Source organism: Candidatus Methylomirabilota bacterium (genome assembly GCA_036001065.1).
In the GTDB taxonomy this organism is placed as follows: Bacteria; Methylomirabilota; Methylomirabilia; order Rokubacteriales; family CSP1-6; genus MNEF01.
The window spans coordinates 25,697-49,525 of sequence record DASYUQ010000053.1 but is presented as its reverse complement, the minus strand read 5'-3'; the positions used below and the strand labels follow the sequence as shown (position 1 = coordinate 49,525).

Sequence of the window (23,829 nt, the reverse complement as noted above, 5' to 3'; positions counted from 1 at the left end):
TTTGGAGCGGCCGACCGGATTCGAACCGGCGACGTCCAGCTTGGGAAGCTGGCATTCTGCCACTGAATTACGGCCGCCCGGCGCCTCCTATTCTACTACTGCCCGAGCCCGCCACTGGCCGTCGTCGAGGGTCAGGTCGTCGGCCGCGACGCCGGCTCACTTGCCGTCCCGTAGCGACATCCACACCCCCACCAACTGTTCCGAGGAGAGCGCCTGGAAGTTCACCCGCTTGCTCAAGCCGTACAGATCCATCTGCTGGTAAAGCGGCAGAACCGCGCCCTCGTCCAGCATGAGCCGTTGGGCCCGCGCGTAGGTCTCCAGGCGCCGCTTCGGATCGATGGAGGTCTGGGCCTCGTCGATCATCCCATCGAAGTCGGTGCTGTAATGATTCGCCAGCGGGTTGCCCGAGCGCCACACGGGGGACAACGTGCCGTCGGCGTCCCAGGTGGTGTTTCCCCAGCCGATCAGGTACATCGGGCTCGCCTTGTGGACGAACACCATCTGGTTGAGATATGTGGTCCATTCGAAGGTGCGCACCCGCGCGCGGATGCCGGCCTTGGTGAGCTGCCCGGCCACCGCCTCCGACACCTCCTTGTCCTTGAGGTACCGGCCATCGGGCGAGTTGAAGGTCAGCTCGATTCCCCCGGGAAAGCCGGCGTCGGCCAGGAGCTTCCTGGCCCGATCCGGGTCGAACTTCACGGGTTGGAGCGTCCGGTCGAAGCCGAAGTGCTTGCCCGTGAGCGGCGTGGCGGTGCGGATGGCCTGGCCCTCGAGCACGGTCTTGATGATCTCGTCGGGGTTGACGGCGGCGATGATGGCCTGGCGGACGCGCTTGTCCCTGGTGGGCCCCTCGACGGGCCCGACCGGCTTGTTGCTCGAGTCGAACTGATAGGTATAGATCGGGATGAAGATGGTCCGGACGCTGGGCGCCTTGGACACGTAGAGCTTCGGATGCCTCTCGATGATGGTCAGCAGGTGCGGCGGGACGTTGACCGCGATGTCGACCTCACCCGACTGTAGCGCGGCCACCCGAACCGCGTGCTCGGGGATCGGGCGGAACACCAGTGTCTTGACCTTGGGGGCCCCGCCCCACCATTGCTCGTTGGCCTCCAGCACGATCTGCTCGTCCTTGATCCAGCGGCCGAACCGGTACGGCCCGGTCCCGACCGGGTTCCGGTCGGCGAAGACCTTGTCCTTCCCCTTGAAGTGCCTGGGCGCCATGATGGCGCCCCGGAGGGCGAGCTGGTTCTCCAGCGTGGGGAACGGCTTGCTGGTCACGACGCGCACGGTGTACCGGTCCACCACGTGCACCGAGGAGACCAGCCGGAAGTTTCCAGCCTGGCGATTCTTCAGCTCGGGGTCGCGCAGGCGGTCGAGGCTGAACTTGACGGCCTCCGCGTCGAACTCCTCGCCGTTGTGGAACCGGACGTTCTTCCGGAGCTTGAACTCCCACGTCGTCGGATTCACCATCCTCCACGACTCCGCCAGCCACGGGATGATCTTGAGATCCCGGTCGCGGAACAGCAGCGTGTCGTAGATGTTCAGGAGCACGTTGTAGGCGGGCGTCTCCTCGTGCCACTGCGGATCGAGCGTCGTGGGATCGACACCCTGGGCGATGACCACCTGACCCGCGGGGGCGGCGGCGACCGCCAGCGGCAGGAGCAGGACGAGCGAGAGGGCCAACCAGGTTCGCCAGCCGATCATCGGAAGCCTCCTCGGGGGCACGCGGTCGGTAGATAGCGACCGCCAGGTGCCCGTACTCTATGAGTGGCCGCCGCACGAGTCAAGGTAGGCGAGCGCCTCCTCGCGCGTCCTGACGAGCCCGAGGTCCTGGGCTTCGCGCGCGCGCGCCAACAACCGGCCCACCTCGGGCCCGGGGCCGAGCCCGAAGCGCTCCATCACGTCCCCGCCTCTCACGAGCGGCGGCGCGGCCACCGCCCGCCGCTGCACTTCCCAGCCGCCGAGCAGCTCACGGATGAGCGTCGCGCGCCGCCACACGCGCAGGGGCGACTCCCCCCGGACGGCGGCGGCGTCGACCAGCGCCAGCAGCAGCAGGTCGCGCGTCTCGGGGCCGAGATCGCGATAGAAGCGGTAGCGCGCCCGGTTCGTCACCGCCCCCGCCCCGGCCAGGTGCATGGGGCGGAGGTGGTGGCGGACCAGGCGCGCCAGCACGGTCGTGACGGCCTCGGGCAGGCGCAGGCGCTCGCCGATCGCGCGGACCCGGACGGCGCCCAGTACGTCGTGCTCGAAGAAGCGCACGTGGCCGTCGATCGTGCGGCGCGTCTGGGGCTTGGACACGTCGTGGAGCAGCGCCGCCAGCTTGAGCGTGTGGGCGCGCTCGATCCCGCCGCCCAGCGGCTCGCGCAGGTGAGGGGCCAGCTCGTCCCCGAAGGGCTCGAGCCGCTCGCTGCCCGCCACCACGAGATCGGCGGCCGCGACGGCGCGCAGCGAGTGCTCGAGCACGGAGAACCGGTGCGGCGCCGGCTGGGGCGTGCTCCGCATCGGCTCGACCTCCGGCAGCACCACCGGCAGCAGGCCGAGCCGATCCGCCCGGCGGAGCGCCCGCGCGGTCTCGGGAAGGGCCAGCAGCGCGATCAGCTCGTCGCGAATTCGCTCCGCCGACACCCCGGCCAGCGCCGGCGCGACGGCGACGACGGCCCGGGCGGCGCCGGGCGTGAGCCGCAGGCCCAGCGCGAGCTCCAGCCTCACGCTCCGGAGCGCGCGCAGCGGGTCGTCGGCCAGCGCGCCGCGGCTCGCTGGGCGGAGCCGGCGCGCCCGGAGATCGGCCAGCCCGCCCGTCGGATCGACGATCGGTGCCCGGCCGCGGCGGAGGAGCTCGCCGAGGGGGACGGCCAGCGCGTTGACCGTGTAGTCGCGGGCGGCGAGGTCACCCTCGAGCGTCGACGCGCGGAAGTCGGTCAGGTCGAGCTGGTAGCCGAGGGCCAGCACCCGCGCGGCCCCCCGCTCGGCGTCGAGCAGGACGAACGCGCCTGCCAGCCGGCCGGCGACCCGACGAGCCAGGTCGACCGCGCCCGCCGGCACGGCGACGTCGAGATCCCGGGAGAGCGGGCGACCGAGCCAGGCATCGCGCACGGCGCCGCCCACCAGTGCGGGCGTAACCCGTCGCCCGCTGGTCGCGGCCACGGCGCCCAGCAGGCCGATGTGGGAGGGTGCCAGGCGCTCCAGTCGAAGCTCCGCCATGCTAGATCCCCTGAGCCATCATAGGCCCGCCCCGGGGGGCCCAGCCGCCGGCCGCCCGGCGGCTCGCATGGACGGAGTCGTTGCTGTCCGGAAGTCCGATGCCGGGATCGGGAAGCGGTGCGCGGGCCCCGCGCCCACCCTACCCGATCGCGATCCCGCGCTCGGTGATCCGGTACTCCACGATCTCGTCACTCATCGCGCTGCCCCGGTGCTTGACGACGCAGAGCATGCGGGCCAGGCGGCCGCCCACCCGCTCGCTGCCCATGACGAGGATCGTGTTGGCGGTGGCGCCCACGTCGCCCGTCGCGACCTTGCGCGCGATCAGGTCCTCCAGGCGCGTCTCTTCGGTCGTGACGAGCAGCAGCGTCGTGATGTGGGTGTGGTCATAGCGGTGGGCGTCGATGAACGGCCGATGCTTCCACACGGGCAGACAGATCTCCATCCCGAGGGTCTCGGCCTCGCGGTGGATGATCGTGCGGTACACTTCGTCGAACATGAAGACCTGGATGGAGTCCGCGGGGGAGTCCATGGGCTCGAGGCCGTCCACGACGACGCGCCGGGTGCTGGCGGCGAAGTGGAAGTACATGAACGGCCGGACGGTATACAGCGCGTGGTTGTAGGCAGCCTTCCAGTTCCAATCGAACTCCCGATCGCCGTCGGGCGTCGGCACCTGGAAGTCACGCGCGCGGCCCACCCAGTGGAGCGCGTTCGAGTAGAAGGCTTCCCGCTGCTGGGCGGGCGGGTACGGATCGGCCATGGGCGTGACCGTGTGCGTCCAGGGCGTGAGCCTCCAGTCGAAGAGGCGTGCCGCGTACGCGTCGTGCTGCTGGGAGTCGCCGCGGCCGTTCATGTCCAGCACGATGCCCCGCGCGCCGTCGGCCGCCAGCCCGCGGTGGGCGAAGGTCAGGCCCAGATGCGTCTTGCCGATGCCGGTGGCGCCGCAGGCGACGGTCAGCGTGCCGGGCAGGAGTCCGCCGCCCAGCATGTCGTCGAGCTTGGGCAGCCCCGTGGAGACCCGTGTGGTCATGGGCGTGGATTCTACACTATCGTCCGACTCACCCCAGCGGACCCGACTGGTCTGAGGCGCGGGCGAATCGTCCCTTGGTGGCGAACTGCTTTTCGTAGAGCGCGCGCAGCTCGGCGAGCGTCGTCGCCTGCCCGGGAGCTTTGTCGTCGCGGATGCGCTTGATGCGCGCGAAGCGGAGGGCGAGCCCCGACGGATAGGTCGGGCTCTTCTGGATCTCGTTGTACTCAACCTCGACCACGATCTCCGGCCGGACGCGCACGGTGTAGCCGTCGTCGCTCAGGGCGAGCGCCCACAGGCGCTCGGTCATGGCCGCGAACTCCTGATCGGTCAGCCCCTTGAAGGTCTTGCCCACCTCCGCCCACCGCTCGCCGTCGCGCACGGTGAGGTGGTAGTTCGAGAGCCATCCCACTCGACGACCCGATCCCCGGTCGGCGGCGACGATCACACAGTCGATCGTCTCCACGGCCTTGAGCTTGAACCAGCGCTTACCGCGGCCGCCTGGCTCGTAGGCGCTGCGCGGATCCTTGGCCATGACGCCCTCGTGCCCCGCGGCCAGCGCGCGACTCCGGAACGCACGCGCTTGCTCCACCGAGGTGACGACGGCGCGCTCCGCCAGATAGCGGCCGCCCGTCACGCGCACCAGTGCCTCCCACCGCACCGTGTAGGGCTGGTCGATGAGCGGACGGCCCTCGGCGACGAGGCAGTCGAAGAAGTACAGGGCCAGCGGCATCTGCACCATCAGCGTCTCGACATCGTGCACGCGCCGGAACCGGCGCATGAGCTCCTGGAAGGGCAGCGGGCGGCCGGCGCCGTCGAGCGCGACCACCTCACCGTCCAGGATGAACGGCGCCAGGCCGAGATCGCGTCGTGCGATGGCGACGATGTCCGGCAGGCTGCGGGTGACGTCGCTGAGGCGCCGGCTCCAGACGGCAATCCGATCGCCGTCGCGGTGCAGCTGGATCCGCGCGCCGTCGTACTTGTACTCGAGGGCCGTGCTGCCGCCGTGCGCGGCCAGCACGTCCTCGAAGTCGACGGCCAGTTCGGCCAGCATCGGCAGCAGCGGCACGAACAGTCGCGATTGCGCCGCGGTGAGGGCGTCGGCGCCCTGGCCGAGCGCGAGCGTGGCCACCGCCGAGAGATCGCCGAGCAGGAGCGCTGCGCGGCGGGCCGCCGACGGGTCGGCGCCGCAGGCTTCGGCGATCGATTCCAGAATGAGGCCGTCCGACACGCCCGTGCGCATCTCGCCGCCGATGATCCGCCCGAGCACCTCGCGCTCGAGGTCGGAGGCCCGCCCGGCCAACGTCCCGAGCCGCTCGTCCCGGAGACGCCGCACGCCCGGCCCAGCGGCCTCGGCGACGGCGGCGAAGGTGGCGGCGACCTCGGCCAGCGTGAGGGGGGGGCTGCCGGCCACACCCCGGGGCGCCGGTAGGCCACGCACGTTGAGCGCGCGGGGATCGGAGGCGGGAAACGGGCGCCCCGTCAGGAAGGCCACCGCGGTGCCCACCTCGGCGGTCGGGAGGGCCCGAAGGTAGTCGGCCACGAGCCGCCGCTTGCCCAGGCGCCCGGGGGTCCGCGCCAACCGCTGACAGAGCACCGCCAAGTCCGCAAGCGAGCCCACGTCTCCATTATTGACTTGATCAGCGCGCGGGACCTACGCTCAGGGCATGCGTCAAACCGTCTTCTATGACGCCGAATCGCAGGTGGCGGGGGCGGCGGCGACTCTCCTTTCGGACGACTTCGACGTGCGCCCGCTCCCCTGGGGCGCGCGGCCCCCCGCCACGAGCCCGGCCGTGCTCTTCATCGACGGCGGCTTCCGGCATCCAGCGCCGCTGGAACACGTTCACGCGATCGCGCTGGTCGACCCCCGGGCCCCCGGGCCGTGGCCGGATCACTGGTATGCGCTGTTGCCGTACGGCGTGGGCCGGTCGGTCCTGGCCCGCGTGGTGGCCAACGCATTCGCCGACCTCGAGGCCACGGACGAGATCAAGCGGCTCGGGCGTGAGCTGTCCGAGCTGAACGCCATCGGCATCCGACTCTCGGCCGAGCGCAACCCCGACACGCTGCTCGAGCTGATCCTCACCAAGGCCCGCGAGATCACCGAGAGCGATGCCGGCTCGCTCTATCTGGTGGAGGATGCGCCCGACGGCGTGCGCCGCCTCTTCTTCGCGCTGGCCCAGAACGACAGCATCGAGGTCCCGTTCCGGGCGGTCACGCTGCCCCTGACGCATGCCAGCGTGGCCGGCCACGTGGCGCTGACCGGGAAGGCCCTGAATCTCGAGGACGCCTACCGTCTGCCGCCGGGCTCGCCGTTCCAGATCAACCGGTCGTTCGACGAGCAGGTCGGCTATCGCACGCAGTCGATGCTGGTGGTGCCGATGCGCACGCCCCAGGGCGAGACGATCGGCGTGCTCCAGCTCATCAACTGCAAGCCCGGCTTTACCGGCCGCTTCACGGGGCCGGAAGACGTCGAGCGCCGCGTGCGGCCCTTCAGCCCCCGCTACGAGACCCTGGCCGAATCCCTCGCCTCGCAGGCCGCGGTCGCCCTGGACAACAGCCGTCTCTACCAGAGCATCCGGCGACTGTTCGAAGGCTTCGTCGGCGCCGCGGTGACGGCGATCGAGTCCCGCGACCCGACCACCTCCGGCCATTCTTTCCGCGTCGCCGAGCTGACGGTGGGCCTCGCCGAGGCGGTCGACCGCTGCCGGCGGGGGCCCTACGCGACCACCCGCTTCACCGCCGATCAGATGATGGAGCTCCGCTACGCCGCGCTCCTCCACGACTTCGGCAAGGTGGGCGTGCGCGAGCACGTGCTGCTCAAGGCCAAGAAGCTCTATCCCGGCGAGCTGGACCGGATCCGGCAGCGGGTGGCGGTGATCCGACGCGGGCTGGAGCTGCGGTGCGCGCGCCAGAAGCTCGACTACCTGACCGGGAAGGGGCGCCGCGGATACGACAAGTACGCGGCGACTCTTGACGCGGAGCTGGCGGCGCACCTCGCCGAGCTGGACGAGAGCCTCCGGCGCATCGTGCGGGCGAACGAGCCGGCCGTGCTCCCGCGCGACGTCGTCTCCCAGATCCAGCAGCTCGCGTTACACGTCTTCGAGGGCGATCAGGGCTTGCCGCAGACGCTGATCACGCCGGACGAGGCGGCGGTGCTGGCCATCTCGCGGGGCAGCCTGACGGACGACGAGGTCCTCGAGATCCGCTCGCACGTCGTCCACACTTTCGAGTTCCTGGCCCAGATCCCCTGGACCAAAGAGCTGCGGCGGATCCCCGAGATCGCGCGCTCGCACCACGAGAAGCTCGACGGCTCGGGCTACCCCGACGGGATCACCGCCGAGCACATTCCCGTGCAGTCCCGGATGATGACGATCGCCGACATCTACGACGCGCTCACCGCCTCCGACCGTCCCTACAAGCGGGCGGTGCCGCTGGACGAGGCGCTCGACATCCTGGAAGCCGAACGCCGCGCCGGGGCCATCGACGGCGAGCTGCTCGATCTCTTCATCACGGCCAAGGTGTTCGAGCGGACACTACCCCGCCAGCAGGAGTAGCACGGCGCCCCAGGCGGCGACGCCGGCTAGGGCGACGGTTGCGCGGCCGATCTCGCGGAGGACGTCCATCCTGGCTAGAACCCGCGCAGAAGCCCGATGACCTTGCCGAGGATCTGAACCCGGCGCTCGCGCGGGTTCACGACGATCGGGGCCATGACCGGGTTCTCGGGCTTCAGGACGATGCGATCGCCCTGGCGCAGGAAGCGCTTGACCGTCGCTTCTCCCTCGCCCGACTCCGAGTCGAGCCAGGCCACGACGATGTCGTTGGGTTGCGCGTCGTCCTGACGGCGGACGAGGACGAGGTCGCCGTCGCAGATGTGCGCGCCGATCATGCTCTCCCCGCGGACGCGCAGGGCGAACACGTTCTCGCCGCCCTCCGGCAGCGCGGACGGGGCGACCGGCAGGTCGCCCTCGTGGTTCTGCGTGGCCAGCAGCGGACCGCCGGCGGCGATCCGGCCCAGGATCGGTACCGGCCGGTAAGGTCCCGAGACCGGCTCGACGAGGGTGAGGGCGCGCGACGTTCGGCGTGCGCTGGACCGGCGCCGCAGCGCCCCCTTGCGCTCGAGCGCGCGCAGGTGGTCGAACGCCGCGCGCGGCGTCACGCGGAACTTCTCGCCGATCTCGCGCACGGTCGGCGGCACGCCCTGGCGGGCCGTGAAGGTCCTGATGAAATTCAGCACCTCACGCTGCCGGCTGGTGAGTTCCCGCATCATTCCCTCCCGCCCAGCTAAGATACTCAACGGATGTTGAGGGTGTCAACCCAAAAAAGGGGGGCATATCGGGCTCGGGGCGCGTGCCGGAGTAATCGCCGTTCGAGCGCGGGCTTGGCCCGCGCAATCCTTCCTGGGGGAGGCCTCGGAGGGGGCCGTAACGTCCGCCCCCTCCGACCTAGCAGCTAGGCGGGCTCCCAGGGCTCGCAGACCGGGCACTCCCGCAACCCCTGATCGCGCGCGTCGGCGAGGCGCTTGAGGTAGACGCGCTCCATTTCCGGGATCCGTGACACCCACGAGCACTCGCGGCGGTGAAACAGGCGCGAGCCACGCTGGCCGCAGTAGGGCTCCGTGCTCTCGGCCGCCTCCGTCACGGTGGTCTGCGGCGCGGTCGTCTCCGAGACCGCCTCGACGAACTGAGGCTCCGTCTCGGAGGGCAGGCTCGTCGTCGTCCCCGCACGCTCGGCGGCGGTGGAAGACGGCGGCTGGATCACCGGCTCGGGATCGTTGATGTGGAGATTCGTCTCGACGGTGGAGCGGAACTCGTCACTGGCCCGCCGGAACTCCCGCAGCGCGCGCCCGACCATGCGCCCCAACTCGGGTAGCTTCGATGGACCGAAGACCAAGAGCGCGATGACGCCGATCACCAGCATCTCTTGGAGGCCGACGTCGAACATGGCGCTAGGGTACCACGCGCCGACGGGGCGGGATCGAGCCGACCGCGAGAAGGTTGTTCCGGAAGCTGGAAGTCCTTTTCCAGGTGGCGGGGACCGGCGGGACGCCGTCCGCCTGTGCCCGGCGCTATTTAGCCGGGCCCTCCCCCGGGCACGAGAGTTGCTCGACCATCTCGGGCCGGGAGGACTGGCCCATGGTGGCGCTGCGCGTGCTCCTTTACCTCGTACTCATGTCCGGCTTGGCCGTGCGCGAGCGCTTGGCCGCCGCCTGGCGGCCCGCGCGCTAGGACGCGATGGCCTCGGGCTGCTTCGCCGGCTTCGCCTGCTTCGCCTCTCTCTCCTCGGGCGTGACGAGGCCACACTGCACGATCTTGTAAAGCAGCGCCTTGTAGCTGATCTGCAGGAGGCGCGCGGCCTTCGCGCGGTTCCAGTGCACGCGGTCGAGCACATCCTTGATCGCGACGCGCTCCGCGTCGCGGGCGGCCTGCCGGGCGATATCCTTCAGGCCGAGTACGGCCTCCGCGTTGACGGGCAGCGGCGCCGCGACGGTGACGGACGTACCGTTGTGGGCCCCGCGGTTCAGGGTCGTCAGGACTTCCTGATGCACCGTCCGCGCGGTGCCGAGCACGACGATGCGCTTGACCGCGTTTTCCAGCTCGCGAATGTTACCGGGCCAGTGATACTCCATGAAGAGCCGCACGGTGTCCGGCGGGATCTCGATGTTCCGCACGTACTGGGCGTTGAACTTCCGCCGGAAGTGCTCGACCAGCACGGGGACCTCCTCGCGCCGCTCGCGCAGCGGCGGGATCCGGATCTCGATGACGTTGAGCCGGTAATAGAGATCCTCGCGGAACTGGTGGGCCCGCATCGCGGCCTCCAGGTCGCGGTTGGTGGAGGCGACCAGACGCACGTCGGTGCCGATCACCTTCTCGCCGCCGACCCGCGAGAACTCGCCGTCCTGGAGCACGTGGAGCAGCTTGGCCTGCAGGCGCAGCGGCATCTCGCCGATCTCGTCGAGGAGCAGCGTGCCGCCGTCGGCGGCCTCGAACTTCCCCGGCTTCTGCCGATAGGCTCCGGTGAACGCCCCTTTCTCGTGCCCGAACAGCTCCGATTCGAGCAGTTCGCCGGGCAGGGCCGCGCAGTTGACCTTGAGGAACTGCTTGCTGGCGCGTGGAGAGAGCTTGTGAATGGCGCGCGCCACGATTTCCTTGCCGACGCCGCTCTCGCCGCGGAGGAGCACGGTCGTGTTCGTTCCCGCCACCTTGGCAACCAAATCGCGCACCGGCTGCATCTTGCTGCTAATGCACAGGCCCATCCCGTCAGCGCTCATCCCCGTCCCCCGATGTATGAGTCCTATTTTTCACGCCATGTCACCGCGGCTGCAGGGGATATGCCAGAAATCTACCCTGATAGTTTAGCAATGATTACAAGCACTTGTGTAGTGTCCTACCGGGGTGCCCTCCCCGGATGCTTGTAAAAATTTCCACACCAGGGGCGCTCTTTACAAAAGGAGAGAGGCTCAATGAACATCCTCATCGTCGACGATGAACCCCAAGTGGCCGAGGTCCTGGCCAGGTCGCTGGCCCGGGAGGGCCACAAGGCGAGCGTCGCGCATTCCGGGGAGGAAGCGCTGCGCCGGCTCGGCATGGAGGAGCCCGATGCGCTCTTTCTGGATGTCTCGATGCCGGGCATGAACGGCCTGGACGTCCTCGCCGAGGTCAAGCGCCGCCGGCCGGGCCTGCCCGTCGTGGTGATCACCGGTCACGCGACACCGGACGAGGTCGACGCGGTCAAGCGCCTGGGGGCCATCGACGTCATCGAGAAGCCGGCACCGCTCACCTATTACCAGCTGGCGCTGAAGCGGCTCGACCCTCGTGCGTCGTAGAAGGGCTATCGGGCGCCGGCCGCGGTGTGATAGAGATCGCGCCGTGCGACGCCTTCAGGGACTCCCGGCCTGGGCCGGCGTGATCGTCGCGTGTGTGATCGGACTGGCCGCTCCGCCCGCCTGGGCCCAGGCCACCCAGCGTCCCCCGGATCCGAAGCAGCTCGAGGGGCCACGGCGCGTTCCCCTCACGTTGACGCCGACGCTGACGCTGGAGGAGGAGTACAACGACAATATCCTCCTCAACAACAACGACAAGCGCTGGGACTTCATCACCCGCTTCACGCCGGGCCTGGCCCTCGAGGTCGAGCGGCCCATCTACCGCCTCACCGCCGCCTACAGTTTCTCCGCCCAGATCTTCGCGCGGGAGTCGAGCCTCAATCGCGCCTTCGACGTCCACAACTTCATCCTCGATGGCTTCTATCGCGCCAGCCCCCAGCTGACCCTGATCCTGAGCGACACCTTCACCTTCACCACCAGCACGAACCTGCTCGGAACCGAAGGCGTCGCCACCGGCCGCAGCCGCGGTTTCAGCAACGCGCTGTCGGGAGGGGCCGCCTGGCAGTTCGATCCGCGGACGACGCTGCGGGGAGGCGCGTCGTGGACAGTCCTGCGCTTCGACCGGAGCGAGCTCCAAGATTCGGATGTCTATCGCGCCGACGTGGGCCTCGACCGGGCCATCACACGCCGGCTGACCGGTACGCTCGGCTACGAGTTCGGCTTGCTCGACATCGAGCGCGAAGAGGAGGTGACGAGCCACACGCCGCGGCTCGGCCTCAGCTATCGCTTCACCGAGACGCTGACGGGCTCCGTCGCCGGGGGCCCGACCTTCGAGGTCACCGACAGCGGCACTCGGGTGACGCCGGCGGTCACTGCAAGCCTCCGCCAGCGGCTCAAGGGGGGGGCCCTCGGCGCCGACTACAGCCGCACGGTCGGCACCGCCGCCGGCCTCGGCGGTACCACCGTCAACCAGTCGGTGGGAGCCTCCGCGCTGCTCACCACCCTGATGAAGGGGCTGACCGTGGAGTTTGGACCGCGCTACTCGATCGCAAAGTCCGACGACGACCGCATCGACGTGAAGAGCTTCAGCCTGCCGCTGTCGGCCACCTACCGGTTCACCAGATGGCTGGCCCTGGTCGCCTCGTACCAGTTCTTCCAGCAGCGGTCCCACAGCCGCATCACCGACGTGGCGGGGGCGTCGCTCGCCAACGACGTCGATCAGAATCGCATTTCCATCGGGTTGCAGTTCGGATATCCGATCCGCTTCGACTAGCTGTCTCGTTCCTGCAACGGATTCCCCAGGGCCCGTGTAGCCCCTTCCCGAATTCGCCTGAAATTTGCGTCAAGAGAATGGCGCCGACGCGCCGATGCCTGAGCAGAAAAGGGCCATGACGACGCCGACCTGCGAAGTGTGGCAGTCGTTGGCACCCGGCTTGCGCTTAGGCGGGGGTGAACAGGTTTACAACGCCTGGCGATTTCATGACGCTTGCGCAACGGCTTGCCTGGTTCGAGGGACTGTCGACGCTGGGGATCCTCAGCTTCGCGATCCTGCTCTGGCTGCAGCCCGGGCTGGACCCGGCGACGCTCTGGGGCTTGGCGGTGCGGGCCGTGATCGTGGTGGCGGTCTGTGTCGGCTCCCTCTACTTCAACGATCTCTATAACTTCGAGACCCCGCACGACTTTCCCAGCCTGTTCGGCCGCCTGTGTCGCGCGCTCGGCTGGAGCGCGCTGTTCCTCGCCGTCACCTACCTCGTGTTCCCCGCGACGATCATCCCGGGCAACGTCGCCTCCCACGTCCTGATCGTCCTCCTGGTCGCGCTGCTGCTCACCCGAGCCGCCGTCTACACGCTCGCCAAGCGCGCGCCCTTCTCCGAGCGCGTGCTCATCATGGGTGGGGGCTCGCTGGCCTGGGAGCTGGCCCAGCAGATCCGCACGCGCCCCGACCTCGCGCTCCGGCTCGTCGGCGTTCTCGGTGAGCCGGCGGCGCCGGCGCCCGCGCCGCACCTGGGACGGTACGGCGAGGTCGCCGAGGTCGTCCGCCGCTACCGGCCGGACCGGATCATCGTCGCGGTGCCGGACCGCCGCGGCCAGCTGCCGTTGACCGAGCTGCTGGCCTGCCGCTTCCGCGGCGTGCGCATCGAGGAGGGCACGCAGGTCTACGAACGCTGCAACCAGCGCCTGGCGGTGGAGTCACTCACCCCCAGCGCGCTGATCTTCGGCGACGGCTTCCGGGTGACACCCGCCAAGCTGGCGGTCAAGCGGGCGCTGAGCGTGGTGATCGCGGTCGGCGCGCTCGCGGTGAGCGCGCCGTTCATGGCAATGATCGCGCTGCTCATCAAGCTCGAGAGCCCCGGGCCTGTCTTCTTCATCCAGGAGCGCGTGGGGCTCCACGGCCGGATCTTCCGCCTCGTCAAGTTCCGCACGATGCGCATGGCGGAAGAGCGGGATACGGTCATCCGCGACAACGCCAGTCGCGTCACGCACGTGGGCGCGGTCTTGCGGCGCTACCGGCTCGACGAGATCCCGCAGTTCATCAACATCCTGTGCGGGGACATGAGCCTGGTCGGCCCCCGCCCGGAAATGGCGCAGAACGTCGCCACCTTCTCGGCCCTCATCCCTTTCTACAACCTCCGCCACGAAGTGCGGCCCGGGCTCACGGGGTGGGCCCAGGTGAGGGCGGGCTACTCGATGAGCATCGAAGAGGTCACGCGAAAGCTCTGCTACGACCTCTACTCCATCAAGCACATGGCACTCACCTTCGACCTGAGGATTCTCTTCGACACCGTGAAGTTCGTCCTCAGCGGCAAGAGACCGGGTTGATGCAGGTCAAAGTCTTCACGCATCTGGGGAGGCCGATCCCCACCGCAGCCGGCAACGCCGGACGATCCGGGCTCGGCACGCCTTTTGCCAATCAGACTGAAGGAGTCCCATGAACGACCGGAACGTCCTGATCGTCGAGAGTGACCTCGACCAGCGGCGGCGCGTAGTCGCCCAGCTCCAGCACTGGGGGTATACCCCGGTCGCCGTCACGTCGGCCGAGGAGGCGCTGGAGACGGTGGGGCGCTTGCGCTTCGCCTTCTCGCTGGTCGCGATCCGCCTGCCGGGCATGTCCGGCATCGAGTTCCTGCGCCGCGCGCAGGGGCTCACCGATTCCGGGCCCGTGGTCATGGTGGCCGACAGCGCCCACAGCTCGCAGATCGTCGAGGCGATCCAGGCCGGCGCCGACGATTTCCTGCGGCGTCCCTACACGGCCGAAGATCTGGAGAACGCCATCAAGGGCCTGGCGGGCCGGGCCCCGCGGCAGACGTCCGCGTCGCCGGCGGCCGTCGATGAGAACGGCGCCCGCCTGGAACGCGAGCTGGGACTCCTGATCAGCCCACAGATGCGCGAGATCCAGGCCATCATCGAGCAGGCCGCCCGGGCCGACGTCACCGTGCTCATCTGCGGCGAGACCGGCGTGGGCAAGGAGCTGGTGGCGCGCGCCATCCACGCGCACTCGCCGCGCCGCCGGGCGCCGTTCGTGAAGGTGAACTGCGCAGCGGTGCCCCGCGAGCTGCTGGAGTCCGAGCTGTTCGGTCACGAGCGGGGCGCGTTCACCGGCGCCCACCAGCGCAAGCCGGGGCGCTTCGAAACGGCCGACGGCGGGACCATCTTCCTCGATGAGATCGGCGAGCTCCACCCGGCCCTGCAGGCCAAGCTGCTGCACGTCCTCCAGGACGGCGAGTTCTCGCGGGTGGGCGGCCGCAACAACATCACGGTGGACGTCCGTGTCATCTGCGCCACCAACCGCGACCTGGCCCGCGAGGTGGGGACCGGGCGCTTCCGCGAGGATCTCTTCTATCGCCTCAACGTCATCAACATCCTGGTGCCGCCGCTGCGCGAGCGGCGCGAGGAGATCCCGGGGCTGGTCCGGTATTTCGTCCAGCGCTACGCGCGCCTGTTCAACTTTCCCGAGCCCGAGATCCCCCCGGAGGCGATGGAGGCGTTCGTGCAGCACGCCTGGCCGGGCAACATCCGCGAGCTGGAGAACTTCATCAAGCGGATGATCGTGCTGCGGGACATGGCGCTGCCCCGGACGCTGGTGACCAGCCCCCCGCTTCCCGCCGTCTCCCGCGGCGGCGGGTTGGAGTCCTTCGCCACCACCAAGGAGCTCTCCCTCAAGGAGATCTCGCGGCGCGCCGTGCTCGAGGCCGAGCGGCAGGTCATCGTCCGGGCCCTCGAGCACTGCCGGTGGAACCGGGTCAAGACCGCCAAGATGCTGAAGATCAGTTACCGCGCACTCCTCTACAAGATCAAGGACATGGGCCTGAAGCAGGACTCGGCCGCGAGCTAACGGCCGACGCCGAGAGGACTCAGCCATGAGACTCGTGAAGTCGCTCGTCCTCGGATTCACCCTCGTGGTCGCCATCGGCCCCTTCACGCTGGCCGCCGCCCAGCCGCAGACCCGTCCGCCGGTCAGGCCGCAGCCGTCGCCGGCGCCGCCGACGCCGCCCCCCGCGCGCCCCGCTCCGGCGGCGCCGCCGGCCGCGTCGCCGACCACCACCCCAGCGCTGGGGGCCACCACGCCGCTGCCGTCGGACTACATCATCGGACCCGGCGACGTGCTGCAGGTCTCCGTGTGGAAGAACGAGACGCTTTCGCGCGTCGTCCCCGTCCGTCCCGACGGCAAGATCTCGATGCCGCTGCTGCACGACATCCACGCCGCCGGCCTGTCCGCGATGCAGCTCCGCGACAAGATCTCCACGGCGCTCGGCGAGTTCCTGCCGAACCCGGAGGTGTCCGTCAGCGTGACCGAAGTCCACAGCATGCGCGTGTCCGTCCTCGGCGAGGTGCAGAAGCCGGGCGTCCTCGAGCTGCGCGGCATTACCACAGTCCTCGAGGCCATCGCCATGGCCGGCGGGTTCCGCGACTTCGCCTCGCCGAGCAAGATCACGATCATCCGGACCGACGGCAATGGTCAGACGCAGAAGCTCCGCTTCAACTACAACCGGGCGGTGTCCAACTCCGGCGACGAGCAGAACCTGGTGCTCAAGCCGGGTGACGTCATCGTCGTCCCCTAGGCGAGCCAGGCCATGACGACTCAACCGAACGGCAACACCGACACCGCGCGCGGCCTCGGGCTGGCGTCCGTGATCGAGGTGGTGCGCCGGCGTCGCACACTGGCGCTCCTGCCCTTCCTCTTCGTGCTGACGGCGGCGGCCTCGCTCGCCTTCTTCCTGCCCGGGCTCTGGACGGCCCGGGCGGTGGTCCTGGTCGACCGCCAGCAGATCCCGGAATCGTTCGTCAAGCCGACAGTCACCGGCGACCTCGATGGCCAGCTGCTCACGCTGAGCCAGGAGATCCTCAGCCGGCCGCGCCTGGCCAGGATCATCGAGGAGCTCGATCTCTACCCCGGCCTGCGTCGGTCCCACTCGATCGACGACGTGGTCGAGCGGATGCGACGGGACATCCGCCTCGACTTCCAGGGCGACGCCAAGAGCCGCGGCCGGGGGGAGCCGAGGACGGTGGCGTTCAGCGTGGCCTACTCGACGACCGACCCCCGCACCTCGATGGTCGTCGCCAACAAGCTGGCCGGCCTCTACGTCGACGAGAATCTCAAGTTCCGCGAGAAGCAGGCGGCCGGCACCTCCGAGTTCCTGGAGACCCAGCTGGACGAAGTGCGCGCTCGCCTGCAGGAGCAGGAAAGACGCATTGCCGACTACAAGGCGCAGCACATGGGCGAGCTGCCCGAGCAGCGCGAGGCGAATCTGAGGACGCTGGAGCGGCTGCAGCAGCAGCTGCAGCTGGCTCACGAAAGCGGCCGGCGCGCCAACGAGCGCCGCCAGCTCATCACCCGTAGCCTGGCCGAGATCGACCAGACCAGCGGGCTGGCCAGCGCCGGCGCCAGCGGCCCGAACGTGACCCCGACCGAAGCCGCCGCCGCGCGCCTGAGCCTCCTCAAACAGGAGCTGGCCCAGATGCAGACCCGCTACACCGACCGCTACCCCGACGTCGTGGCCCTCAAGGACCAGATCCGGGCTCTGGAGGCCAAGGTGGCGGAGTCGCAGGCGGCGCCCGGGCCGAAGGCGGCTCCCCGGCGCGAGGGCCGGGAGCTGCGGGTGGCGCCCCAGAACCCGTACATCGTGAGTCTCCTGCAGCAGCTCGATCAGGCCAACGTCGAGGCCAAGACCACCGGCGAGGAGGTCGCCGCGCTCAACCGGCAGATCGGGTCCTACCAGCGCCGGATCGAGAACACGCCGCGGCGCGAGCAGGAGCTGGCGCTCATCACGCGCGACTACGAGACGACCCGCGAGCTCTTCCGCTCGTTGCTGGGCAAGCGCGGCGAGGCCGGGATCGCGGCCGACCTCGAGCAGCGCCAGAAGGGCGAGCGCTTCCGCATCATCGAGCCGGCCTCCCTGCCCGAGCGCCCGGCGGGACCGAACCGCCTGCGGCTGCTCTTGATCGGGCTCGTCCTGGCCGCGGGCGCCAGCGCGCTGGCCGTCGTCTTCGCCGAGCAGGTGGACACCTCGTACCGGAGCGTGGACGAGGTCCGCGCCAGCCTGCCCGTCCCCGTGTTGTCGGCGATCCCCACGATCGCGACCGAGCGGGACCGCGCGCGCCTGGTGCGCCAGCGGCGGCTGGCGACCGCGGCCGTGGCGGTGGGGCTACTCCTGGTGGTCGGCTCGTCCTTCGCCGTGGCCCACAAGAACGACGCCCTCGTGGGCAGGCTGACGCCAGTGGACACGCTGGCCGGCAAGAGGTGAGCCGCATGTACCTCGAGTTCTACGGCCTCCGCGACGCACCCTTCAGCCCGACACCGGACCCCAAGTTCCTCTTCCAGTCCGTCCGGCACCGCGAGGCGCTGGCCCAACTCGTCTACGGCGTACGCGAGCGAAAGGGCTTCATCGTGCTCACCGGCGAGATCGGGACGGGCAAGACGACGCTGCTCCGCACGCTGCTGGAGCGGCTCGACGGCAACACGCCGGTCGCCTACATCCACAACTCCGCGCTGAGCATCGAAGGGCTGCTCGAGTACATGCTGCAGGACTGGGGCATCAAGTCCACCGCGACCACGCACGCCCAGCGCCTCTTCGAGCTGAACGAGTTCCTCATCGAGCAGCACCGGCAGGGATTGTCCCCGGTGCTGGTCATCGACGAGGCCCAGAACCTCTCGGTCGAGGCGCTGGAGGCCGTCCGTCTCCTCTCGAACTTCGAGACGACGAACCAGAAGCTGATTCAGATCCTGCTGGTCGGGCAACCCGAGCTGCGCGTCAAGCTGAACATGCTGGAGCTGCGTCAGCTCAAGCAGCGCATCGGGCTCCGCTGTCACATCGGGCCGCTGTCGCCGGAGGAGACCCGGCTCTACATCCGCCACCGGCTGCGCGTGGCCGGCGCCGCCGACCCCGGCATCTTCACGGACGGGGCGGTCCAGAAGGTCAGCGAGTACAGCCGCGGCATCCCGAGGATCGTGAACATCGTCTGCGACCACTGCCTGATCAGCGGCTACGCCGACAGCAAGCGGCGGATCGATGCGGCCATGGTTGACGAGGCGATCGAGTACCTCGAGGAGGGCGAACGGCCTCATTGGAAGCGCAAGCGCCAGGCGAGCCTCGTGCCCAGCCCGGGCGCCGTATGGGCGGCGCGCGGCGGTGTCGCCGTGCTCGTCCTGGTGTTGATCGTCATGCTGGTCGTCGCGGCGAACGCCGTCGGCTGGCTGCCGTGACCCTGAGAGCGGTCTGGCAAGCCGCAGGGCGGCCGGGGGCCATGGCCCACGCCTCCGAGGCGAACTGATGACACCTATGGGAGGACGCCCGTGAGCAAATTCTTCAAGGCGCTCGAGAACGCCGAGCGGGAGCGCGAGAGCCAACCGCGCGTCTCTCCCGCTGAACCCCGTCCGGTGGACGAGCGGACGGACGCGCCAGCGACGCCGGTCAGCGCGGCGGCGCCGCCGGCTGCTCCGCCCGCCGCCCCCGCCAAAGCATCGGTCGCCCCGGCGACGACACCGCCCTCGGCCCCCAGCCGGCCCCCGGCGCCGCCGAAGACGGTCAAGGCCGCGCCGTCCAGTCCGCACTCGCCGGCTTACGGCGCGCCGCTGGCGCGGGAGGCGGGCGGCCGCGGGTTCCAGAGCGTCCTCGAGCCGCCGCCGGCGGCGGAGCCCGGCGAGCTCGACGATCACCTGGTCAGCCTGCTGGAGCCAACCAGCCTCGCCGCCGAGCAGTACCGCACGGTGCGCCTGCACATCGAGAACCTCCGCCGGGAGCGGGACGTCCGCCTGGTGGCCATCTCTTCTCCCGCGCGGGGCGACGGCAAGACGATCTCGGCGATCAACATCGCCGGCGCGCTGGCCCAGGCGCCCGATGCCCGCGTCGCCCTGGTCGAGGTGGACGTCCGCCATCCCGGCGTGGCGCGCTATCTCGGGCTGCCCAACAGCCGCGGACTCTCGGGCTACCTGCTCGATCATGCGATGACCCTCGATGCCGTCCTCGAGCGCCCCGAGGGCGTCGGCTTCGCCGTCGTCGTCGCCGGGCCCGTCTCGTCGATGCCCTACGAGCTGCTGAAGTCACCGCGCCTGCGCGCGCTCCTCGCGGGGCTGCGGGAGCGGTTCGACTTCGTCGTCGTCGACACGCCGCCGGTGCTGCCGTCCCCGGACGTCGGGATCCTGCGCGACTTGGTGGACGGCTTCGTCCTCGTCGTGCGCGCCAACCGCACGCCGCGTGAGATGGTGCGCGACAGCCTGAACGCGGTGGGGCCCGACCGCGTGCTCGGCGTCATCTTCAACGACGACGAGCGCACGGTGGTAGAGCGCGACGGCGACGCCGCCGGCTGGCGCGCGGTCCTGGCGCTCGGGGGCTCGCGTGCCGCCTGATTCCGCCCGTTCCGTCAACGTCCTGACCGTCGACGTCGAGGAGTACTACCACGGCGTCGAGTTCACGGAAGCGCTCGGCGGCGACGGCCTGGCGCGCCTGCCCAGCCGCGTCGTGGACCAGACCGAGCGGCTGCTCGACCTCCTGGAGCGCTACCGCGCCCGCGCCACCTTCTTCACGCTGGGGATCGTCGCGCAACGCCATCCCCGCCTGGTGCGAACCATCGTCGAGCGCGGGCACGAGATCGCCTCCCATGGCTGGGACCACACGCTGCTGCCCGCGCTGGGGCCGGAGCGCTTTCGTCGCGACGTCCGCGCCGCCAAGCGCGCGCTCGAGCAGGCCTCCGGCCACGCCGTCTGGGGCTACCGGGCGCCGAACTACTCTCTCCGGCGCGACACGCCGTGGGCGTTGCCGACGCTGTACGAGGAAGGCTACGCGTACGACTCGAGCGTGCACCCCATCGCCCATGACCGCTACGGCTTCCCCGACGCTCCCCGGTTTCCCCACGTGGCCCTGGAGAGCGACGGCGTCGACTTCTGGGAGGTGCCGGTCGGCACCGCGCGCTTCGCGGGCGTCAACCTGCCCCTGGGCGGCGGCTTCTTCCGCCTCTTCCCGCTCGCACTGCTCCGCGCGGCCATCGCCAGCGTGAACCGGCGCGAGGGCCGGCCCGCCGTGCTCTACGTGCACCCGTGGGAGCTCGACCCCGACCAGCCGCGCCTTCCGATGAAGCGAATCCACCGCTTCCGCCATTACGTGGGGCTCGAGCGTACCGAGGTCAAGCTCGCGGCCCTGCTGAGCGAGTTCACGTTCACGCCCGTCGCGGCCGCCTTCGGCCAGATCCGACCGTCGCCGTCCGCGCTCGCACCTTCCGCGGCCTCCTGAGGAGCCGCGATGCGTATCCTCATCGTCTCGCAGATGACGCCATACCTGCCCTGCCACGACGGCTTCCGGGTGCTGGCCGCGCACCTGCTGCAGAACCTCGCGCGCCACCACCGGGTAGCCCTCATCGCCGCCGCTACGCCCGCGGAGACCCCCGAGCAGCAGCGGTGGCCGATACCTTTCTGCGCCTGGACCGAGACGGTGCCGCTGGCGCGCTGGTCACATCCCCTGACCGGCGCTCCCGACGAGGGCGTGGCCCGACTCCGCGCGGCGGTGCTACGCGCCCTCGAGCGGTTCGCCCCCGACGTGATTCACCTGGAGGGTGGCGTCCTGGCGCCGCTGGCGCGCGTCAACGGCGTCCCCACGGTGCTCTCGATCCACGACTCGCGCGCGCTGCGCGCGCGGGAGTTCAGGCGCCTGGCCCGCACGCCCTGGGCCTGGCTGCGGGCCGGCCTTCTGGAGCGGCGCGAGGCGGCGTGGGAGCACCGCTGGTTCGGGGCAGCCGACGCCTGCGTCGTCCTCTCCGAGGAGGATCGCACGGCCCTGGCCGGACTCGGCCTGAGCGCGCGGACCCAGGTGATCCCGACGGGCATCGACCTGCGCCAGTACGAGTTCCGCCGCGCGGGGCAGCCGGGGCGGATCGTCTTCACTGGCAACCTGGCCTGGCCTCCCAACGTCGACGCCGCGCGCCGCTTCGCGACGGTCATCTTCCCGAAGGTGCGCGCGGCGGTCCCGCGGGCCGAGTTCGTCGTGGCCGGCGCGGACCCCGTCCCCGCCGTGCGCGCGCTCGGCGCGCTGCCCGGTGTCCGCGTCACCGGCACCGTCCCCGACCTCCGGCCCAGCATCTGGGGCGCCGGCGTCTACGTCAGCCCGCTCCGCGCCGGCTTCGGGATGAAGAATAAGATCCTCGAGGCGATGGCGCTGGGGACGCCGATCGTGGCCTCCCCGCGCAGCCTCTCCGGCCTCCGGGACGTGGCGGCCGGCCGCCACCTGCTCGTCGCCGATAGCGACGACGCCACCGCCCAGGCCGTGCTCACGCTCCTGAGCGACGGCACCACCGCGGACACGCTGGCGTGCAATGCGCGGGCCCTGGTCGAGCGCTGCTACAGCTGGCCCACGGTTGCCCGTCGCTACGAGGCGCTGCTCGGCCAGGTGGCGGGGGCGGAGTCGGCGGAGGCGATGGCATGACAGTCGCGCCCTATCTCGTCGGCGTCGCCGGCGGCAGCGGCGCCGGCAAGACGGCGCTCGTGCAGGTGATCGCCGCGGCCCTCGGCCCCCCGCGCGTCGCCCTGCTGGTCCATGACGCCTACTACCGCGACCGCAGCGATGTGGAGCCGGCCGGCCGCAGACAGCTCAACTTCGACGTCCCCCCGGCCCTCGATCAGGAGCTCTTCCGCGCCCACCTGGGAGCGCTCCGCCGCGGGGACCGGATCATACCACCGCGCTACTGCTTCGCCACGCACTGCCGGCTGGAGCCGGGCGAGCCGCTCGAGCCGCGCGAGGTCGTCCTGGTCGAGGGCATCCTGCTGCTCCACGACCCGCTGGTCCGTGACCTTCTCGACCTCAGCATTTACGTGGACGCGCCCGACGGCCTCCGGCTGGCGCGTCGGATCGCACGGGACACCGCCGAGCGCGGCCGCACCGCGGAGTCCGTCCTCGAGCAGTACCGGGCGACGGTGTTGCCGGCTCACGGGCGGTTCGTGGAGCCCACGAAGGTCTGGGCCGATCTGGTCCTGATCAACACCGGGCGCCTCGAGGCCATTGCCGAAGTGGCCGCGGCAGTCATCCGGGCACGCCTGGCGCGCCGGCAGAGGGCGGCGGGGGTCCGGGCGGCGTGAACCTCGAGTTCCCTCTCTGTCGCGAGCCACGACACGAAGAACGCATCCGTCCCGCGCTCGAGGAGTGCGTCAGGTTCCTGACCCAGCACCTGCCAGCCCGGGCGCTGGTCGCCGTGGTGCTCACCGGAAGCTTCGCACGGGGTGAGGGCAGCGTGCTCCCGCTGGGCGATGCCTTGAAGGTCCTGGGCGACTTCGAGTTCTTCGTCGTCCTGACCAGCGAGCCCGAGGTCCGGCGGCGGTGCCGCCAGTTCACGGCCTGGGGCCGCGAGGCGAGCGCGGGCTTGGCCGCCCGCGGCGTCCGGGCCGAGGTCGAGTTCGGGCCCCTCGATCTCGCCTTCTTCGGGCGGCGGGCCCGGCCCTCCATCTTCGTCCACGACCTGCGCCAGCACGGTAAGGTGTTGTGGGGGCCCGGCGACGTACTGGACGCGATTCCCCCCTTCGAGCCCTACCAGATCCCCCGGGAGGACGCGCTCCACCTCACTTTCAACCGCACGATCGAGCAGCTCGCCACCTACGACCGCGTGAGCCACCTGGCGGGCGACGCGCTGCTGGATGCCTCGTACCAGCGGCTCAAGCTCACGCTGGACCTCGCCGGCTCCGCGCTCGCCTTCACGGGCACTCACACCGCTCTCTACCACCGCCGGCCGGCGGCGTTCGCGCGGCTCCTGGCGGAAACGCCGTCGCTCCAGACCCGCCTGCCTGGGACGTTCCTGGACGACCTGGAGCGCGCCGCGCGCGCGAAGATCGACCCGGCCGACCATTTCGACGGGCCCCCGGCGTGGGCCGCGCTCGAGACCCAACGCGAGTGGCTCCGCCGGCAGGCCCTCACCGCCGTGCCTGCCGTCGCCGGCCTGCTCCGCTGGGAGCTGGAGCAGCTCCTGGGCGTGAGCGACGACCTGCCACCGCTGCTGACGCGGTACGCGCGGACGCGCCCGTTCGGGCGCCGCCTGTGGGACTGGGCCAAGATCGCCCTGAACCCCATGCCAGCGCCCCTGCCGATCTCTCCCCGGAGGGCGGCGCGCCTGTTCTGGATCTCGACCCCGCGCGCGCTGCTCTACGCCGCCGGCGCCAGCGCCTATCTCGCCCTGGGACGCTCCTGCGCCGCGCTCGACGAGATCGCGCACCTGCTGCCGTTGTCCAGCGCGGTGCAGCCCCGGGACGCCGCCGGGCAGCGTCAGACTGTCGTCGCTCTGTGGCGGTGGTGCGTCCGGAACACATGAGGAG

The 23,829-nt window shown here is 70.4% G+C and carries 19 protein-coding genes, 1 tRNA gene and 1 pseudogene; 13 read left to right on the top strand and 8 right to left on the bottom strand.

The window, feature by feature from the left end; genetic code table 11:
• Positions 1-2: 2 nt before the first annotated feature.
• The 5 genes from VGV13_04650 to VGV13_04630 all read right to left on the bottom strand — a co-directional run bounded on the left by VGV13_04650 (position 3) and on the right by VGV13_04630 (position 5,846).
• A tRNA-Gly gene (locus VGV13_04650) sits at positions 3-77 on the bottom strand.
• Between the two features lie 79 nt (positions 78-156).
• The gene (locus VGV13_04645; protein ID HEV8640368.1) at positions 157-1,704 is read right to left on the bottom strand and encodes an ABC transporter substrate-binding protein; all 1,548 of its coding nucleotides are present in this window, start codon (positions 1,702-1,704) and stop codon (positions 157-159) included.
• Between the two features lie 57 nt (positions 1,705-1,761).
• On the bottom strand, positions 1,762-3,201 hold the full coding sequence (locus VGV13_04640) for an HD domain-containing protein (protein ID HEV8640367.1): 1,440 nt from the start codon (positions 3,199-3,201) through the stop codon (positions 1,762-1,764).
• Between the two features lie 139 nt (positions 3,202-3,340).
• Positions 3,341-4,228 carry an ATPase domain-containing protein gene (locus VGV13_04635; protein ID HEV8640366.1) on the bottom strand — a complete coding sequence of 296 codons (888 nt, stop codon included), beginning with the start codon at positions 4,226-4,228 and terminating at the stop codon, positions 3,341-3,343.
• A gap of 28 nt (positions 4,229-4,256) precedes the next feature.
• Complete coding sequence (locus VGV13_04630) at positions 4,257-5,846, bottom strand: ATP-dependent DNA ligase (GenBank protein ID HEV8640365.1); 1,590 nt, start codon at positions 5,844-5,846, stop codon at positions 4,257-4,259.
• A gap of 46 nt (positions 5,847-5,892) precedes the next feature.
• Here VGV13_04630 and VGV13_04625 point away from each other — a divergent pair, with 46 nt between their 5' ends.
• Complete coding sequence (locus VGV13_04625) at positions 5,893-7,779, top strand: HD domain-containing phosphohydrolase (GenBank protein ID HEV8640364.1); 1,887 nt, start codon at positions 5,893-5,895, stop codon at positions 7,777-7,779.
• A gap of 74 nt (positions 7,780-7,853) precedes the next feature.
• On the opposite strand, the gene lexA is transcribed toward VGV13_04625, so the two are convergent.
• The 3 genes and pseudogenes from lexA to VGV13_04610 form a co-directional block, all read right to left on the bottom strand.
• A complete protein-coding gene (gene lexA, locus VGV13_04620; GenBank protein ID HEV8640363.1) occupies positions 7,854-8,492 on the bottom strand; it encodes a transcriptional repressor LexA in 639 nt (212 codons plus the stop codon).
• Between the two features lie 521 nt (positions 8,493-9,013).
• Positions 9,014-9,166 (bottom strand): annotated as a pseudogene (gene tatA, locus VGV13_04615) (twin-arginine translocase TatA/TatE family subunit).
• 280 nt (positions 9,167-9,446) lie between these two features.
• A complete protein-coding gene (locus tag VGV13_04610; protein ID HEV8640362.1) occupies positions 9,447-10,454 on the bottom strand; it encodes a sigma 54-interacting transcriptional regulator in 1,008 nt (335 codons plus the stop codon).
• 231 nt (positions 10,455-10,685) lie between these two features.
• Here VGV13_04610 and VGV13_04605 point away from each other — a divergent pair, with 231 nt between their 5' ends.
• The 12 genes from VGV13_04605 to VGV13_04550 all read left to right on the top strand — a co-directional run bounded on the left by VGV13_04605 (position 10,686) and on the right by VGV13_04550 (position 23,825).
• Positions 10,686-11,048 (top strand): response regulator, encoded by a 363-nt coding sequence (locus tag VGV13_04605; GenBank protein HEV8640361.1) that lies wholly within the window; start codon positions 10,686-10,688, stop codon positions 11,046-11,048.
• 43 nt (positions 11,049-11,091) lie between these two features.
• Positions 11,092-12,318 carry a hypothetical protein gene (locus VGV13_04600; protein HEV8640360.1) on the top strand — a complete coding sequence of 409 codons (1,227 nt, stop codon included), beginning with the start codon at positions 11,092-11,094 and terminating at the stop codon, positions 12,316-12,318.
• A 206-nt stretch (positions 12,319-12,524) separates the two neighbouring features.
• A complete protein-coding gene (locus VGV13_04595; protein ID HEV8640359.1) occupies positions 12,525-13,865 on the top strand; it encodes a sugar transferase in 1,341 nt (446 codons plus the stop codon).
• Between the two features lie 109 nt (positions 13,866-13,974).
• A complete protein-coding gene (locus VGV13_04590; GenBank protein ID HEV8640358.1) occupies positions 13,975-15,378 on the top strand; it encodes a sigma-54 dependent transcriptional regulator in 1,404 nt (467 codons plus the stop codon).
• Positions 15,379-15,403: 25 nt separating this feature from the next.
• Positions 15,404-16,105, top strand: a complete 702-nt coding sequence (locus VGV13_04585; GenBank protein ID HEV8640357.1) for a polysaccharide biosynthesis/export family protein — start codon at positions 15,404-15,406, stop codon at positions 16,103-16,105.
• 12 nt (positions 16,106-16,117) lie between these two features.
• Complete coding sequence (locus VGV13_04580; protein HEV8640356.1) at positions 16,118-17,788, top strand: XrtA system polysaccharide chain length determinant; 1,671 nt, start codon at positions 16,118-16,120, stop codon at positions 17,786-17,788.
• A gap of 5 nt (positions 17,789-17,793) precedes the next feature.
• A complete protein-coding gene (locus tag VGV13_04575) occupies positions 17,794-18,747 on the top strand; it encodes an AAA family ATPase (GenBank protein HEV8640355.1) in 954 nt (317 codons plus the stop codon).
• Between the two features lie 90 nt (positions 18,748-18,837).
• Complete coding sequence (locus VGV13_04570; protein ID HEV8640354.1) at positions 18,838-19,890, top strand: CpsD/CapB family tyrosine-protein kinase; 1,053 nt, start codon at positions 18,838-18,840, stop codon at positions 19,888-19,890.
• Complete coding sequence (locus VGV13_04565; GenBank protein HEV8640353.1) at positions 19,880-20,770, top strand: XrtA system polysaccharide deacetylase; 891 nt, start codon at positions 19,880-19,882, stop codon at positions 20,768-20,770. The genes VGV13_04570 and VGV13_04565 overlap by 11 nt, the downstream gene beginning before the upstream one ends.
• Positions 20,771-20,779: 9 nt before the next feature.
• On the top strand, positions 20,780-21,955 hold the full coding sequence (locus VGV13_04560) for a glycosyltransferase family 4 protein (protein HEV8640352.1): 1,176 nt from the start codon (positions 20,780-20,782) through the stop codon (positions 21,953-21,955).
• Complete coding sequence (udk, locus tag VGV13_04555) at positions 21,952-22,605, top strand: uridine kinase (GenBank protein HEV8640351.1); 654 nt, start codon at positions 21,952-21,954, stop codon at positions 22,603-22,605. The genes VGV13_04560 and udk overlap by 4 nt, the downstream gene beginning before the upstream one ends.
• Positions 22,602-23,825, top strand: a complete 1,224-nt coding sequence (locus VGV13_04550) for a hypothetical protein (protein ID HEV8640350.1) — start codon at positions 22,602-22,604, stop codon at positions 23,823-23,825. The genes udk and VGV13_04550 overlap by 4 nt, the downstream gene beginning before the upstream one ends.
• Positions 23,826-23,829 lie beyond the last annotated feature (4 nt).

Bases quoted from the DNA above. Each gene is read 5' to 3' on its own strand.
- VGV13_04605 (HEV8640361.1), top strand. From the start codon at position 10,686: ATGAACATCCTCATCGTCGACGATGAACCCCAAGTGGCCGAGGTCCTG.
- VGV13_04610 (HEV8640362.1), bottom strand. From the start codon at position 10,454: ATGCAGCCGGTGCGCGATTTGGTTGCCAAGGTGGCGGGAACGAACACG.
- lexA (HEV8640363.1), bottom strand. From the start codon at position 8,492: ATGATGCGGGAACTCACCAGCCGGCAGCGTGAGGTGCTGAATTTCATC.
- VGV13_04580 (HEV8640356.1), top strand. From the start codon at position 16,118: ATGACGACTCAACCGAACGGCAACACCGACACCGCGCGCGGCCTCGGG.
- VGV13_04640 (HEV8640367.1), bottom strand. From the start codon at position 3,201: ATGGCGGAGCTTCGACTGGAGCGCCTGGCACCCTCCCACATCGGCCTG.
- VGV13_04575 (HEV8640355.1), top strand. From the start codon at position 17,794: ATGTACCTCGAGTTCTACGGCCTCCGCGACGCACCCTTCAGCCCGACA.
- VGV13_04560 (HEV8640352.1), top strand. From the start codon at position 20,780: ATGCGTATCCTCATCGTCTCGCAGATGACGCCATACCTGCCCTGCCAC.
- udk (HEV8640351.1), top strand. From the start codon at position 21,952: ATGACAGTCGCGCCCTATCTCGTCGGCGTCGCCGGCGGCAGCGGCGCC.
- VGV13_04635 (HEV8640366.1), bottom strand. From the start codon at position 4,228: ATGACCACACGGGTCTCCACGGGGCTGCCCAAGCTCGACGACATGCTG.
- VGV13_04625 (HEV8640364.1), top strand. From the start codon at position 5,893: ATGCGTCAAACCGTCTTCTATGACGCCGAATCGCAGGTGGCGGGGGCG.
- VGV13_04585 (HEV8640357.1), top strand. From the start codon at position 15,404: ATGAGACTCGTGAAGTCGCTCGTCCTCGGATTCACCCTCGTGGTCGCC.
- VGV13_04645 (HEV8640368.1), bottom strand. From the start codon at position 1,704: ATGATCGGCTGGCGAACCTGGTTGGCCCTCTCGCTCGTCCTGCTCCTG.
- VGV13_04595 (HEV8640359.1), top strand. From the start codon at position 12,525: ATGACGCTTGCGCAACGGCTTGCCTGGTTCGAGGGACTGTCGACGCTG.
- VGV13_04590 (HEV8640358.1), top strand. From the start codon at position 13,975: ATGAACGACCGGAACGTCCTGATCGTCGAGAGTGACCTCGACCAGCGG.